This is a genomic window from Pseudolabrys sp. (assembly GCF_035943735.1).
GTDB lineage: Bacteria > Pseudomonadota > Alphaproteobacteria > Rhizobiales > Xanthobacteraceae > Pseudolabrys.
On sequence record NZ_DASZBV010000014.1, the window covers coordinates 25,107 to 40,591 of the forward strand.

Consider the following 15,485-nt stretch of genomic DNA (forward strand, 5'->3'; position numbering starts at 1 on the left):
TCATTCGCCTTGTTCCTTCCAATCCGCCGCCCGGCGTCCTAGATCAGAGCGCATGCGCACCGACATCGCCCAGCCCATCCGCCTCGCCGATTATCGCCAGCCCGACTGGCTCGTGGATACAGTCCACCTCGACGTCTCGCTGCATCCGAATGCCACGCGCGTGCGCGCGACCCTGGCGCTGCGGCCGAACCCGCAGGTTCCGGCGGCGCCATTGGTGCTCGACGGCGATGAAGTGTCGTTGACCTCGCTCAAGATCGACGGCGTCGAGGCGGCGCGCGAGAGTTACGCCGCCTCGCCCGAGCGGCTCACCATCGCGCAGCCGCCCAATAAACCGTTCACGCTGGAGATCGAGACCAAAGTCGACCCGTCGGCGAACACCCAGCTCTCCGGCCTCTACCGCTCGAGCGGTACCTATTGCACGCAGTGCGAGGCCGAGGGCTTCCGCCGCATCACCTATTTCCCCGACCGGCCGGACGTGATGGCCGTCTACACAACACGCATCGAGGCCGACAAAGCCGAAGCCCCCATGCTGCTCGCTAACGGCAATCTCACCGAGAGCGGCGAGCTGCCCGGCGGCCGCCATTTCGCGGTCTGGCACGATCCGCATCCGAAACCCTCGTATCTCTTTGCACTGGTCGGCGGCGACCTCGCCCATATCGAAGACAAGTTCCGCACCGCGTCCGGCCGCGACGTCACGCTGCGCATCTATGTCGAGCACGGCAAGGAAGATCGCTGCGGCTACGCCATGGACGCACTCAAGCGCTCGATGCGCTGGGACGAGCAGGCGTTCGGCCGCGAATACGACCTCGACATCTTCATGATCGTCGCCGTTTCCGACTTCAACATGGGGGCGATGGAGAATAAGGGCCTCAACGTCTTCAACGACAAATACGTGCTGGCGACGCCGGAGACCGCGACCGACGTCGACTACGCGCACATCGAAGCGATCATCGCGCACGAGTACTTCCATAACTGGACCGGCAACCGCATCACCTGCCGCGACTGGTTCCAGCTCTGCCTGAAGGAAGGCCTCACCGTCTTCCGCGACCAGGAGTTCTCGTCCGACATGCGCTCGCGGCCGGTGAAGCGCATCGCCGACGTACGTGGCTTGCGCGCCGCGCAGTTCGTCGAGGACGCGGGCCCGCTCGCGCATCCGGTGCGGCCGCAGAGCTACAAGGAGATCAACAACTTCTACACCTCGACCGTCTACGAGAAGGGCGCCGAGGTCGTGCGCATGGTGCAGACGCTCATTGGCCAGGAGAAATTCCGCGCCGGCATGGACCTCTACTTCGCCCGCCATGACGGCGAGGCGGCGACCGTCGAGCAGTTCATCCAGTGCTTCGCCGACGTCAGCCACCGCGACATGGCGCAATTCATGCTGTGGTATGCGCAGGCCGGCACGCCGGAAGTGACGGTCACGGCTCGCCATGACGCGGCGGCGAAGACCTTCACCCTTGACTGCAAGCAAACGCTCGCGCCGACCCCCGGCCAGCCGGTGAAGCAGCCGATGGTCATCCCGCTGCGCCTCGGCCTCGTCGGCAAGAATGGCCGCGACCTGCCGCTCCTCCGCGACGGCAAGCCGGCCGGCGACGTCATCGAGCTCACCACGGCGGCACAGACATTCGTCTTCACCGGCATCACCAATCGCCCGGTGCTCTCGGTCAATCGTGGCTTCTCGGCGCCGATCAGGCTCGTCACCGACCTCTCCACCGACGATCTCGCCTTCCTCGCCGCGCACGATAGTGATCCGTTCAACCGCTGGCAGGCATTGCAGTCGATCGCGACGCGGCTGCTGATCGACAATGTCGGCGAGGTCCGCAAAGACGGCAAACCCAAGAACGACGACAAACTCATGCTCGCGCTGGCCGGCCTCATCGAGGACGTCAGCCTCGAACCGGCCTTCGTGGCGTTGGCGCTGGTGCCGCCCGGCGAAGGCGACATCGCCCGCGAGATCGGCCGCGACATCGATCCCGACGCGATCCACCGCGCGCGCGAGGCGCTGCGCTGCGACATCGGCGCGCGGCTCGGTGCCGCGCTATCGACGCTCTACGAGCGCCTCACGGTGCCCGGCGGGTACACCCCCGATGCGACCAGCGCGGGACGCCGCGCGCTGCGCAACATCGCGCTCGATCTCATGGCGGCCGACGGCAATGCCGAAGGCATCGGCCGCGCCGCGCGGCAATATGCGACCGCCGACAACATGACCGACCGCATGGCGGCGCTGGCCGTTCTATCGCTGCATGCGGGCGACGCGCGCACCAAGGCGCTCGCTGCGTTCTACGAGCGCTACAAGGCCGACGCTCTGGTCATCGACAAGTGGTTTGCCCTGCAGGCGACGAGCCCCCTGCCCGGCGCACTCGATGAGGTGAAGCGGCTGACGCAGCACCCGTCCTTCTCGCTGGCCAATCCCAACCGCGTGCGCGCCGTGATCGGCGCCTTCGCGCAGGGCAATCCCACCCAGTTCAACCGCGCCGACGGCGCCGGCTACGGCTTCATCGCCGACAATATCCTGGCGCTCGACTCCAAAAACCCGCAGGTCTCCGCCCGCATGGCCACCGCCTTCCGCACCTGGCGCATGCTGGAGCCCGGCAGGCGCGCCAAGGCGGAGGCGGCGCTGCGGCGGATCCAGGCGACGCCCAACCTGTCGCGCGACCTGGCCGAAATCGTCGAGCGGGCGCTCAGCCCCGGCTAAGCCCCTGATTTTCAAGGCGCCGAATCCAAAACCGGGAAAGTGAGTCCCGCGCGCCACAGCGCCGGGTCTGTGTGTAACGATTTTTAAAGAATTGACTCTCGGACTCTCGACAAATCAGCGGCCATCGATTCCAATCGACCGGTGATTCGGAGAGATGCGGCACATCCTTCCGGTCCAGGGTGGTGGGGAAATTCCGAACGGAGGCCGTCTATGGCGCGCGCCACATTGGCGAGTGCGTCTGCACAATCGGATTCGATCAAGGGCCTCGCACAATCGATTGCCAAACCGGCATATCGGCGGCTCTTGACGGCGGAGCCGCTTCTGCGCCGCGCCGTTCCAGTCCTCATCATCGCCTTCCTCGTCACCATTTGCGTCGGCGCCGGCGTGCAGGTGATCGACCAACGCCGGCAAGTACTCGCCAACGACATCGCCATGCTTGCCGCGGCCGCCGATCTGGCGGCCGAACGCATTGAGGCGGCCCCACGCAATACCGCCGCGCAGGACATGCTGACGCATGCGTTGCCCGCCTGGGCGCCCGGCAAAGGCCGCAGCTTCATCCTCACCAATTCCGACGGCATCATCACCGCCACCAGCCCCGACGCGCGCGGCTCGCTCGGCCGCCGGTTGATCGACCTGCTCGGACCGACGCAGCCCCTCACCACCTTCGGCGCCGATGCCGGCGTGCTGGAAATCGCCCTGCCCGACCAGAGCCGCGCGCTGGCCACTGTGCGGCTGCTGAAGCCGCCCTTTGGCCAGATCGCGGTTCTGCAGCCGCGCGCGACGGCGCTGTCGAACTGGCGTTCGGTCACCACGCTCACCATCACCCTCTCGGCCACGACCGGCTTCGTCGTGCTGATCCTCGGCTTCGCCTTTCACTGGCAGGCAACGCGCGCGCGCGAGGCCGACGTCATCTACGAAACGGTGCGCAGCCGCATCGACACCGCGCTCAACCGCGGCCGCTGCGGTCTGTGGGACTGGGACCTCGCCCGTGGCCGCATCTTCTGGTCGCAGTCGATGTTCGACATTCTCGGCATGGAAGGACAGGACGATCTGCTCAACTTCGGCGACGTCAGCAGCCTGATCCATCCCGACGACGTGCAACTCTACGATCTCGCGGCCGAGCTCGCCGACGCGCGCGTGACGACGATCGACCATGCCTTCCGCATGCGCAACGCCAACGGCCACTGGGTCTGGCTGCGCGCACGCTGCGAACTGGTGCGGCAGCCGCACGACCCCGGCCTGCACCTCATCGGCATCGCCGTCGACGTCACCGAGCAGAAGACCCTGGTCGAGCGCACCGTCGCCGCCGACATGCGGCTGCGCGACGCCATCGAGACGATCCCGGAAGCCTTCGTCCTGTGGGACGCCGACAACCGCCTCGTCCTCTGCAACTCGAATTTCCAGGAACTGCACGACCTGCCGGACGAGGCGATCACCGTCGGCGCTTCCTACGAGGCGGTGGTCGCTGCCGGGCGGCAGCCGGTGGTGCGCAACAAGGTGATCACGCACGGCCCCACGCAGCCGGGCGCGCGCACCTTCGAGGCGCAGCTCGAGGACGGCCGCTGGCTGCACATCAGCGAGCGCCGCACCAAGGACGGCGGCTATGTCTCGGTCGGCACCGACATCACCGCGCTCAAGATGCACGAGGAGAAGCTGGTCGACAGCGAGCGCCGGCTGATGGCGACGGTCGCCGACCTGCGCGCTTCGCAGCACCGCTTGGCCGAGCTCGCGGAAAAATACGCCGCCGAGAAGACCCGCGCCGAGGAAGCCAACCAGGCGAAGTCGAAGTTCCTCGCCAATATGAGCCACGAGCTGCGCACACCGCTCAATGCGATCATCGGCTTCTCCGAGATCATGGAGTCGGGCATGTTCGGCCCGCTCGGCGCCGACAAGTACCAGGAATACTGCAAGGACATCCGCAGCAGCGGCGAATACCTGCTCGATGTCATCAACGACGTTCTGGACATGGCCAAGATCGAGGCCGGGCGTATCCGCCTCGACTTCGAGGACCTCGCGCTCGACCCGCTGCTGCACGAGGCCATGCGAGTCGTCTCGGCCCGCGCACAGGACAAGGCGCTCGATCTCAGAGCCTGCGTCTCGCCCGACATCTCGCTGCGCGCCGACCGCCGCGCGCTCAAGCAGATCGTGCTCAATCTCCTGTCCAACGCCGTGAAGTTCACGCCGGCCGGCGGCCAGGTTACCGTGCGCGCGCGCACCGTCGACAATTGCATCGTGCTTGGCATCGCCGACACCGGCATCGGCATCGCGCCGGACGCGCTGCAGCGCCTCGGCCGGCCGTTCGAGCAGGTCGAGAGCCAACTGACCAAGAGCCATCAGGGCTCGGGGCTCGGGCTTGCCATCTCCAAATCGCTGGTCGAACTGCACGGCGGCCGCATGAGCATCCGCTCCACCGTCGGCCGCGGCACCATGGTGCTGGTGCGACTGCCGATCGAGCCGCAGTGCCAGTTGCCGAAGGAAGAAGCGGCGTGAGGCTTCTCGTGCCCCGGACGCAGCGCAGCACGAAGTGATGCGCCGCAGAACCGGGGTCCCGCTTTCGCACAAGTGATCCGGGGTCCCGTGTCAGCAGAGCCGCATTCCGCTTCGCTTCACGCCGCACTGCACCCGGGACACGGCGCGGTTACGGCGCACTCCCTAAAATCCGCACGAAGCTCGCGCGAACACGCTCCTGCAAATCGATAAGCGTCGCGTCCAGCGTGGCGAAATCGGGGACACCCGCGGCGCGCGCCAGCAGTTGCAGCAGCCCGGGCGCCGCCGTCTTGGGATCGAACGGTCCGGTAAGGCACAGGCGCAGAATTTGCGTGAGGTCCTGATAGAGCTGCACGGCCGCGCGCAACGGCTCGGCGTCCTCGGCGGCGATGAGGCGCAGCGCCCACGCCTTCTCCAGCACGCGGGCGGTCGAGGTATCGAGGATTTCCGGCCGCGCCTGCGCATGCACGAGCTGCAGGTACTGGGCGATGAATTCGATATCGACCAGGCCGCCCGCTACATATTTGATGTCCCAGCGGTCGCTGTCGCCCTTCTCCGTGGCGATGGCGCGGCGCATCTCGACGACGTCGCCGGCCACAAGGTCGGCGCCGCGCGGCCGCGTCAGCACCTCGCGGATCACCGCCTCGACGCGGCCGCGGAACCCGGACGGCGCCGACACCACACGCGCGCGCGTCAGCGCCATGTGCTCCCACGTCCAGGCTTCGCTCTCCTGATAGCCGGCGAAGGCGTTGAGTTGCGTCGCCAGCGGGCCGGCGCGCCCCGACGGGCGCAGCCGCATGTCGACGTCGTAGAGAGCGCCGTAATTGGTCTGCGCCGTCAGCGCATTGATCAACCGCTGCGTCAGTCGGGCGAAATATTGCCCGCCGTAGAGCGAGCGCTTACCGTCCGATTCCGGATGCGTCTCGTCGAAATCGTACATAAGGATGAGGTCGAGATCGGACGTCGCCGTCATCTCGCGGCCGCCGAGCTTGCCCATCGCCAGCACGGCGGTTTCCTCGTCGCGCAAGTGCCCGTAGGTGCCGGCGAAAACCTCGGCGACGGCACGATGCACGGCACAGATCACCGCATCGGCGAGCGAGGCGAAGGCGGCGCCGGCCTGCCGCGCCGTCACGGTGCCGGACAGGATGCGCACGCCGATCAGGAACATGTATTCCAGCCCGAACATGCGGATGCGCTCGAGCAGGTCCTCGTCGTAGCGCGACTGCGCCAGCGCCGCCTCAAGACGCCGGCTCAGTTCGGCAGCGTCCGGCAGTGCGCCGAAGAAGCTCGGGTCGATCAGCGCGTCCATCACCTGCGGATGGCGGGCGAGGATGTCGCCGAGCCGCGGCGCGATGCCGAGCACGAGGATTATCAGGGAAATAAGCTCGGGATTCTGCCGCAGCAGCGGCAGCAGGCGTCCGGCACCGTGCAGATTGGCGAGGAAATCGTCGAACAGGAGGAGGGTGCCGTTCGGATTGGCGGTGCGCGCGATCTGCTCTACCAGCACCGGCACAAGCTCGTGCAGGTGGCTCTGCGCCACGTCGCCCTTGAGCGACCGGTGGCCGCCAGCGAGCCAGTTGCGCACGATTGCGGAGGCTTCCAGCGCCGAACGGAAGCCCAGTTCGCTCAGGCGATCGAGTGTGCGGTGATCGTCGGCCTCGACCGGGAATTTGAGGTCCGGCTGGTCCGGCGACGGCATCTTTTCGAACAGGCGCGCGTAGTAGTTTTGCACCTTCTCCATGTGCCCCGTGAGCACACGCGCGAAATCGTCACGGTCGTCATAGCCGAGGAAGCGGGCGAAGCGCTCCATGCCCTCGCGCTCCGACGGCAGCACCTGCGTCTGCTCGTCGTCGATCATCTGCAGGCGATGCTCGACGACGCGCAGAAAACAGTACGCCTCGGACATCGCGTCGCGCGCGACGTCGTCGATCCAGTGGTCCTGCGCCAGCTTGTCGAGCGTGACAAGCGTCTCGCGGTCGCGCAACGCCGGATTGCGTCCGCCGGCAATAAGCTGCTGCGTCTGCGCGAAGAACTCGACCTCGCGGATGCCACCCCGGCCGAGCTTGATGTTGTGTCCTTCGACGGCGAGCGTGCCGTGGCCGCGGAAGGTGTTGATCTGCCGCTTCATCGCGTGCACGTCGCCGAGCGCGACGAAGTCGAGATATTTGCGCCAGACGAAGGGCGAAAGATCGTTGACCAGTTTTTCGCCGGCGGCGATGTCGCCGGCGCAGGCGCGCGCCTTGATCATGGCGGCGCGCTCCCAGTTCTGACCGACGCTCTCGTAATAGGCCATCGCGGCCGCCGTCGAGATGGCGATCGGCGTCGAGGCCGGATCGGGGCGCAGGCGCAAATCGGTACGGAAGACGTAGCCCTCGCCGGTGCGCTCCTGCAGCAGTTTCACGACGCGCTGCGTGATGCGCACGAATGCCGGCCCCGGCTCCCCGCCTTGCGGGATGAGCGGTGTGGCGGCGTCGTAGAAGACGATGAGGTCGATGTCGCTGGAATAATTGAGCTCGCAGGCGCCCATCTTGCCCATGGCGAGCACGATGTAGCCGCTGTCGCGCTGCGGGTCGAAGCCATCGCGGGGCGTGATGCGGCCGCTCGCCGCGGCCTCGGCGAGCGCGAAATGCACGGCGGACTGCACGGCGGTGTCGGCCAATTGCGTCAACGCGCGCGCCGCCTGCATCACCGGCCAGACGCCGCCGATGTCGGCGAGCGCAATCAGCAGCGCGGCTTCCGCCTTCATCCGCCGCAACAGGCGCATCGCCTGGTCGAGATCGGCGGTCGCCCCCACAGCGCGGGCGGTTTCCGCGAGCAGTTGCGGGAAATGCCGGTCGGGATCGGCGTCGATGAGCTTCAGCAGGCGCTCCGGCTCCCGGCTCGCCAGTTCCCACAGGAACGGCGAATTCTCGGTCAGGCTCTGCAGGATGCTCGCCAGCAGCGGTGCGGCGCGCATCCGCGCCTCGAGCGCCGTCCGCTCGGCAGCAGGCACGTCGGCGAGCCATGCGGCAAGCGCCGCCTCCGCATGCGCGGCGTCGACCAGACGCGGCGCGGTCACGAAACGCCCGGCGAGCGCTCCTGAAACGGGAGATGTGGAAGGTGCGGTACTGGCGTCGCCCGGCGAAGTCATCCCGGACTCTGTACCGGTCCTCCCCGCGGCAAGGCAATGACCGCTTTCAGCCCCGGATGATTATCAGTCAGCCTCAGTTCGCCGCCGTGCAGGCGCGCGACCGCGGCGGCGAGGCTCAAGCCGAGCCCTGAGCCCGGATGCGAGCGGCTCTGTTCCAGCCGCACGAAACGTTCCACCGCGCGCTGCCGGTCGGCCTCCGGTATACCCGGACCGTTGTCCGACACCGAGAGCAGGATGCGGTCGCCCTCGGCCGCGGCCTCGACCACGATCTGCGGCGCAACGCGGTCCGCCGCGCCCGGCTGCGGCGCGGTGTATTTGATCGCATTGTCGACCAGATTGGCGATCGCCTGGCTGATCAGTTCGCGATTGCCGTGCACCGGCGCCGCCGTCGCCGCCTCGACCTTGAGCGCGATGCCGCTCTCCTCGGCCAGCGGTTCGTACAATTCGCAGATGTCGTGCGCGATCTCGGCGGCGTCGAACTCGCTCATGTTGTCGCGCGCCTGGCCGGACTCGGCGCGGGCGATCATCAACAGCGCGTTGAACGTCAGAATGAGACCGTCGGATTCATCGATCGTCGCTTCCAGCGCGTTGCGATATTCGCTTTCGGTCTTGGCCGCGCGCAGCGCCTGCTCGGCGCGATTGCGCAGCCGCGTCAGCGGCGTCTTCAGATCGTGCGCGATGTTGTCGGAGACTTCCTTCAAGCCTTCCATCAGCGCCTCGATGCGCTCGAGCATGACGTTGAGGTTCTCGGCGAGACGGTCGAGCTCGTCGCCGGTGCCGGCGACCGGGAGGCGCCCGCCGAGATCGCCATCCATGATGGTGCGCGTCGATTCGGTGATGGCATCGACCCGTCGCAGCACGCGGCGGGTGACGAACAGCCCGCCGGCCAGGCCGAGGATGATCACGATGATCACCGACCAGCGGCCGGCCGACAGCACGATGTGATAGAGGCGCTCGCGCTCTTCCAGGTCGCGGCCGACGAGCAGACGGAATCCGCCCGGCAACTGGAAGACGCGCACCAGCGCCTCGTGCTCCGGACGATTGGTATTCTCCGGCTCGTCGAGACGCCGGTAGAAGATCTCGCGCCAGCCGGGATTGTCGAGCGTGCCGGGCTGCAGTGCGGTGACGTTGCCGGCGAGCGCCTCGCCGGTATAGGTGGTCACGAGATAGAGGCTTGAGCCGGGACGGCGGGCGCGCGCATCGACGACGATGACCAGCCGGCGGATGCCGCCGAGCCGGTACTGCTCGGACAGCCCGGTGATCTCGGCGTCGACGGTGTCGTTGATCTGTTCGGTGATGAGACGGCGGGTATTGAGCGCGAAATAGCCGAGCAGGAAGGCCGCGAACAAAGCGAACACGGTCAAATAGACCAGCGTCAGCTTGAAGGTGGTCGTCCGGAAAAGCTTACCGAGCGCCGTCACGTATCATGTATCCCGCGCCGCGAATGGTATGCAGGAGCGGCTGGGAGAAACCTTTATCGATTTTTGAGCGCAAACGCGAGATGTGCACGTCGATGACGTTGGTTTGCGGGTCGAAGTGATAATCCCACACGTTTTCGAGCAGCATGGTGCGGGTGACCACCTGCCCGGCGTGCTTCATCAGATATTCGAGGAGGCGGAATTCGCGCGGCTGCAGCGAGACCTCCTCCTCGCCGCGGCGCACCTCGCGCGACATGCGGTCGAGCGAGAGGTCGCCGACGCGCAGCACGGTCTCCTCGCCGCGGCCGCCGCGGCGGCGCGACAGCACCTCGACGCGGGCCAAAAGCTCGGAGAAAGAATAGGGCTTGGGCAGGTAGTCGTCGCCGCCGGCGCGCAGGCCCTTGACCCGGTCGTCCACCTGGCCGAGCGCCGAAAGGATGAGGACAGGCGTCTCGACGCCCTTGTCGCGCAGATTGCCGATGACGGTGAGCCCGTCGAGCTTGGGCAGCATGCGGTCGACGATGAGGACGTCGTACTGGCCGTCGAGCGCCATCCCGAAGCCTTCTTCGCCGTCGATTGCGGCATCGGCCACATGACCGACCTCGCGGAAGGCCTTCACGAGATAGTCGGCAGCGTCGCGATCGTCCTCGACAACGAGCAGGCGCATGGTGACCCGGTCCGGCTGCGCATCGGCCACCCGGCCGAAGGCACGTTGCCCTTGAATATCCGCATTAGGGGGCATCGGTCACACCAATTTTCGTTCATTCGATGGCGGTAATCGGCCCGCCTGTTCATCGATCCGCAGTTTCTGCCGGTCCCGCCCGGACCGGCCTGTCGCGCCCGCACGGCCCCCGACGTACGCGAAGGGGTGGCGGCAAGGCCGCCACCCCCTCAACGACCCCACCCCAGCGGGGGCGACGGATGCCGGGGTTGGAGTTCGGCCCGCAGGCAGGAGGTTTCCCCTGCCCCCGGATTTAGCCGGGACGGGCACATGGCCCGTCCCGTGAGGGCGACCACCGGCGGGGGCGACGGATGCCGGCGGGACGTCCCCAAGCTCAGCGCATGATCCCGAAAAGTGGGTACCGGTTTTCGGTCAAGATCATGCGCAAACGAAAGAGTCTTCAGCCCTGGCCGATTGGCAGGGCGACGAAGCGCGTGTTGTCACCCGACTTCACGCGCATCAGTACGTTCTTGCGACCCTCGTGACGGGCGGTGCCGATGGCGTTGCGCACATCGCCCGGTGTCGAGACTTCCTTGCCGCCGACTTCGAGAATCACGTCGCCGGTCGAGAAGCCGTGCTCGGCGGCGACGCCGGAAGTGTCGACGCCGGTGACGACGACGCCGTGTTTGCCGGCGCCTTGCACGCGGTCGGCAGGCGCGAGCGTCAGCCCGAGCTTGCCGATGGCGGCGGAGGCGGCGCCATTGTCCTCCTGGGGGGTGTTGCTGGCCTCCTTCTGGTTCGGCAGCTGGCCGAGCGTCAGCGAGAGGCTCTTCTCGGTGCCTTCATGCAGCAGGGTCAGATTGATCTTGGTGCCCGGCGCCATCGAACCGATACGCTTGGCGAGGTCACGCGAGTCCTTGACCGCGTTGCCGTCGACCTGGGTGATGACGTCGCCGGCCTTGATGCCTGCCTGCGCGGCCGGGCTGTTGGCCTGCGGCTCGGCGACCAGCGCGCCTTCCGCCTTCTTCAGGCCGAGGCTGTCGGCGATGTCGGGCGTGACCGTCTGGATCTGCACGCCGATCCAGCCGCGCGTCACCTTGCCGTGCTCCTTCAACTGCGCAACGACGGCCTTCACCGTGTCCGCAGGGATGGCGAAGGCGATACCGACAGAACCGCCCGACGGCGAGTAGATCGCGGTGTTGACGCCAATCACGTTGCCTTCTGTGTCGAAGGCCGGGCCGCCGGAATTGCCTTTGTTGATCGGCGCGTCGATCTGGATGAAGTCGTCATACGGGCTGGCGCCGATGTCGCGGCCGCGCGCCGACACGATGCCGGCGGTGACGGTGCCACCGAGGCCGTAGGGATTGCCGATCGCCAACACCCAGTCGCCGATGCGCGGCGTGTTGTCGGCGAGCTTCACATACGGGTACGGCCCGCCCTCGACCTTGATCAGCGCGAGGTCGGTGCGCGGATCGGTGCCGATCACCTTGGCGGTGTGCGTCTTGCCGTCGTCGGTGATCACCTTGACGCTGTCGGCATGCTCGACGACGTGGTTGTTGGTGACAGCGTAGCCGTCAGCCGAAATGAAGAAGCCCGAGCCTTGGCCCATGATGATGCCATGGCCCTGCCCCTGTCCCTGACCTTGCTGCCCATTGGGCATGTCGGGCATGCCGAAGCGGCGGAAGAAGTCGCGCAAGCCGGGCGGGATTTGTTTGTTGTCGCTGGTGACGCCGCTATCGCCCTTGTCGTCGATGCGCACCCGCACCGAGAACACGGCAGGCTTCACCTTGGCGACGATATCGGCGAAGCCGGTCGGCGCCGGCAACTTGTGCGCCTGCTCGGTGAGGTTTTGCGCGTGCGCGACCGGATAGCCGGCGGAGATGTTGAAGTCGGGCGCAGCGACGAAGGCGGCCGCGCCGAGACCGGCGATGGTGGTGGCAAGGAGGGCAATGCGGCGGGCCGACAGAACGCCGCGGTGCTTGGGAGCGGGATTATCGCTCGGGTTCATCACGCAATCTCCATTGATTCGAATGAAGGGCGCCTCGGCGCTCTGTTTCGAATCTGAAGATGGGGTGGTGTGCCTTACGGCGTCCTGTCGAGGGGGTTAAACTTTCGTAAGATAAGGAAAAATGGCGCCGACCGACCTGGAATTCGACTGTACTTTCAGTGACCCGACGGCTCAGGCTCCACCAAAGTCGCAACCTTCGCCTGCTCCTCGGCGCTGAGCGCTTCCGGCTGCAGCGACACGGTCCGCCGGCGGCGGGCCATCAGCAGCAAGCCGACCAGCCCGGCAGCAAGCGCGAACGGCGGCAGCCCCCACAACAGCAGCGTATCGAGCTGGAAAGGCGGCTTGAGCAGCACGAAATCGCCGTAGCGCGCGACCAGGAAGTCGAGCACCTGCTTGTCGTTATCGCCGGCCATGATGCGCTGACGCACCAGCACGCGCAGATCGTGCGCGAGCGGCGCTTCCGAATCGTCGATCGACTGATTCTGGCAGACCATGCAGCGCAGCTCTTCCGAGATGTGCCGCGCGCGCGCCTCGAGCGCGGGGTCCTTCAGCATCTCGTCCGGCCGTACCGCGAAGGCCGCGCCCGGCGCGAGCAGCGCGAACAGAACGGCGATGAGCGCAAGGCGACGCATCGTCCCTACTCCGCCGGCTGCATGGCGGCCTTCGCGCGCGCCGGCTTCGGCGCGCCGACGCGCAGCCGACGGTCCGACAGCGACAGTCCGCCGCCGAGCATCATGATGACCGCGCCGATCCAGATCAGTAGCACCAGCGGCTTGTAGTAGAGCCTTATCGCCAGCGCGCCGTTCGCCTCTGTATCGCCGAGCGAGAGGTAGAGTTGGCCGAAGCCGCGCGCCATCAGCGCCGCCTCGTTGGTACTCATGCCGCGCGCCGGAAAGGTGCGTTTCGACGGCTGCATGACGCCGATGATCTTCGCCCCGTCGCGCACGGTGAAGCGGCCCACGACGGCGCTGTAATTCGGGCCCGCCCGCTGGCTCAGGCCATCGAAGGTTAAGTCGTAGCCGGAGATCGAAATCGTCTGCGACGGCTTCACCGCGACGATGCGCTCCGTGCCCCAGGAGCCGGCGGCAATGATGCCGAGCATCGTCAGCGCCATGCCGAAATGCGCCACCGCGGTGCCCCAGGTCGAGCGCGGCAGGCCGCCGGCGCGCGCCGCCACCATGCGCAGCGGCATCCGGAACAGGCCGGTGCGCTCGATGAGATCGGTCGCCGCCCCGACCATGATGTAGAAGGCGAGACCGGCGGCGAACGGCGCCAGCACCGGCTCCTTGCCTTCGATGGCGTAGGTCAGGCCGATCACCACGAGACCGATGCCGAAGGCGGCCATCAGGCGTTGCGCCGCGCCGTAGAGATCGCCGCGCTTCCAGGCCAGCAGCGGGCCGAACGGCATGGCGAACAGCAGCGCCAGCACCAGCGGGCCGAAGGTGAGGTTGAAGAATGGCGCGCCGACCGAAATCTTGGCGCCGGTCAAAGCTTCGAGCGCCAGCGGATAGAGCGTGCCGACAAAGACGGTCAGGCAGGCGGTGGTCAGGAACAGATTATTGAACACCAGCGCGCCCTCGCGCGAGATCGGTGCGAACAGGCCGCCCTGCTTCAGCATCGGCGCGCGCCAAGCGAACAAGGTCAGCGCCCCGCCGATGAACAGGACGAGGATGCAGAGGATGAAGACGCCGCGCGTCGGATCGCTGGCGAAAGCGTGCACCGAGGTGAGCACGCCGGAGCGGACGAGGAAGGTGCCGATCAGCGACAGCGAGAAGGTCAGGATCGCGAGCAGGATCGTCCACACCTTCAGCGCATTGCGCTTCTCCATCACCACCGCCGAATGCAGGAGCGCGGTGCCGGCGAGCCACGGCATCAGCGAGGCGTTCTCGACCGGATCCCAGAACCAGAAGCCGCCCCAGCCGAGCGTGTAATAGGCCCAGTACGAACCCATCGCGATGCCGAGGGTGAGGAACATCCACGCCATCAAGGTCCACGGCCGCACCCAGCGCGCCCAGGCGGCGTCGATGCGGCCTTCGATCAGCGCCGCGATGGCGAAGGAAAAGGCGATCGAGAAGCCGACATAGCCGAGGTAAAGCAGAGGCGGATGAATGGCGAGGCCGGGGTCCTGCAGGATCGGATTGAGATCGCGGCCCTCGAACGGCGCCTGCGTCAGGCGCAGGAAAGGATTCGAGGTGAGCAGGATGAAAATATAGAAGGCGCAGGCGATCCACGCCTGCACCGCCAGCACCAGCGCCTTCAGCGTCGACGGCAAATTGACGCCGAACACCGCGACCAGCGCGCCGAACAACGAGAGGATCAGCACCCACAGGAGCATCGAGCCCTCGTGGTTCCCCCACACACTGCTGATCTTGTAGACCAGCGGCATCATCGAGTGCGAGTTCTCGTAGACGGTCGCCACCGAGAAGTCGGACGTCACGTAGCAGATCACCAGCGCCAGAAACGATGCGGCGACGAACACGAACTGCATCAGCGCCGTGGAGTTGGCGAGCCGCATCAGCGCGCCATCGCGATAGACGCTGCCGATCACCGGCGCCACCGACTGGATGAGGCCGAGCGCGAGCGCGAGGATGAGCGCGTAATGGCCGAGTTCGGGGATCATTTCACGGCACCTCCGGCCGAAGCCGTTTCGCCTTCCTGCCAGCGCCCGCTCTTCTTCAGCGCGTCGACGACTTCCTTCGGCATGTAGCGTTCGTCGTGCTTGGCCAGCACCGTGTCGGCGTCGAGCACGTTGCCCGGGCCGAGCTTGCCTTCGGCGACGACGCCCTGCCCTTCGCGGAACAGGTCCGGCACGATGCCCTGGAAACGCACGGGGATATCGCTCTTGCCGTCGGTCACCTCGAAGCGGATCTTGAGATCGCCGCCGCGTTCGACGCTGCCGGTCTTGACCAGCCCGCCGATGCGGATGCGGGTGCCAGGGGCGATGTGCCTGACCAGGACGTCGCTCGGGGAATTGAAAAAGACGATCGAACCGCCGAGCGCGCTGAGGATAAGCGCCAGTGCGATACCGAGCACGCCGACACTGCCGCCGATCAGCACCAGCCGCCGCTGTTTTCGTGTCATCGCCATCG

Annotated in this window: 9 protein-coding genes; 2 read left to right on the forward strand and 7 right to left on the reverse strand. The window is 66.8% G+C overall.

Annotation, left to right across the window (positions count from 1 at the left end):
* Positions 1-52 precede the first annotated feature (52 nt).
* Positions 53-2,692 carry an aminopeptidase N gene (pepN, locus tag VGV41_RS07605; RefSeq protein ID WP_326863176.1) on the forward strand — a complete coding sequence of 880 codons (2,640 nt, stop codon included), beginning with the start codon at positions 53-55 and terminating at the stop codon, positions 2,690-2,692.
* A 210-nt stretch (positions 2,693-2,902) separates the two neighbouring features.
* Positions 2,903-5,182, forward strand: a complete 2,280-nt coding sequence (locus tag VGV41_RS07610) for a sensor histidine kinase (RefSeq protein WP_326863177.1) — start codon at positions 2,903-2,905, stop codon at positions 5,180-5,182.
* Positions 5,183-5,330: 148 nt separating this feature from the next.
* Here VGV41_RS07610 and VGV41_RS07615 read toward each other — a convergent pair whose 3' ends face one another.
* From VGV41_RS07615 to ccmE, 7 genes are all read right to left on the reverse strand, one after another.
* Complete coding sequence (locus tag VGV41_RS07615) at positions 5,331-8,309, reverse strand: bifunctional [glutamine synthetase] adenylyltransferase/[glutamine synthetase]-adenylyl-L-tyrosine phosphorylase (protein ID WP_326863179.1); 2,979 nt, start codon at positions 8,307-8,309, stop codon at positions 5,331-5,333.
* Positions 8,306-9,730: a HAMP domain-containing sensor histidine kinase gene (locus tag VGV41_RS07620; RefSeq protein WP_326863180.1), complete on the reverse strand. Its 1,425-nt coding sequence runs from the start codon at positions 9,728-9,730 to the stop codon at positions 8,306-8,308. Before VGV41_RS07620 ends, VGV41_RS07615 begins: the two co-directional genes overlap by 4 nt.
* The gene (locus VGV41_RS07625; RefSeq protein WP_326863182.1) at positions 9,714-10,394 is read right to left on the reverse strand and encodes a response regulator transcription factor; all 681 of its coding nucleotides are present in this window, start codon (positions 10,392-10,394) and stop codon (positions 9,714-9,716) included. The genes VGV41_RS07620 and VGV41_RS07625 overlap by 17 nt, the downstream gene beginning before the upstream one ends.
* A 454-nt stretch (positions 10,395-10,848) precedes the next feature.
* Positions 10,849-12,396, reverse strand: coding sequence for a Do family serine endopeptidase (locus VGV41_RS07630; RefSeq protein ID WP_326863183.1), 1,548 nt, complete (start codon positions 12,394-12,396; stop codon positions 10,849-10,851).
* A 155-nt stretch (positions 12,397-12,551) separates the two neighbouring features.
* The gene (locus VGV41_RS07635; RefSeq protein ID WP_326863185.1) at positions 12,552-13,028 is read right to left on the reverse strand and encodes a cytochrome c-type biogenesis protein; all 477 of its coding nucleotides are present in this window, start codon (positions 13,026-13,028) and stop codon (positions 12,552-12,554) included.
* Positions 13,029-13,033: 5 nt separating this feature from the next.
* Positions 13,034-15,016: a heme lyase CcmF/NrfE family subunit gene (locus VGV41_RS07640; RefSeq protein ID WP_326863187.1), complete on the reverse strand. Its 1,983-nt coding sequence runs from the start codon at positions 15,014-15,016 to the stop codon at positions 13,034-13,036.
* The gene (gene ccmE, locus VGV41_RS07645; protein WP_326863227.1) at positions 15,013-15,477 is read right to left on the reverse strand and encodes a cytochrome c maturation protein CcmE; all 465 of its coding nucleotides are present in this window, start codon (positions 15,475-15,477) and stop codon (positions 15,013-15,015) included. Before ccmE ends, VGV41_RS07640 begins: the two co-directional genes overlap by 4 nt.
* Positions 15,478-15,485 lie beyond the last annotated feature (8 nt).

Bases quoted from the DNA above. Each gene is read 5' to 3' on its own strand.
- pepN (WP_326863176.1), top strand. From the start codon at position 53: ATGCGCACCGACATCGCCCAGCCCATCCGCCTCGCCGATTATCGCCAG.
- VGV41_RS07610 (WP_326863177.1), top strand. From the start codon at position 2,903: ATGGCGCGCGCCACATTGGCGAGTGCGTCTGCACAATCGGATTCGATC.
- VGV41_RS07615 (WP_326863179.1), bottom strand. From the start codon at position 8,309: ATGACTTCGCCGGGCGACGCCAGTACCGCACCTTCCACATCTCCCGTT.
- VGV41_RS07625 (WP_326863182.1), bottom strand. From the start codon at position 10,394: ATGCGCCTGCTCGTTGTCGAGGACGATCGCGACGCTGCCGACTATCTC.
- VGV41_RS07630 (WP_326863183.1), bottom strand. From the start codon at position 12,396: ATGAACCCGAGCGATAATCCCGCTCCCAAGCACCGCGGCGTTCTGTCG.
- VGV41_RS07635 (WP_326863185.1), bottom strand. From the start codon at position 13,028: ATGCGTCGCCTTGCGCTCATCGCCGTTCTGTTCGCGCTGCTCGCGCCG.
- VGV41_RS07640 (WP_326863187.1), bottom strand. From the start codon at position 15,016: ATGATCCCCGAACTCGGCCATTACGCGCTCATCCTCGCGCTCGCGCTC.
- ccmE (WP_326863227.1), bottom strand. From the start codon at position 15,477: ATGACACGAAAACAGCGGCGGCTGGTGCTGATCGGCGGCAGTGTCGGC.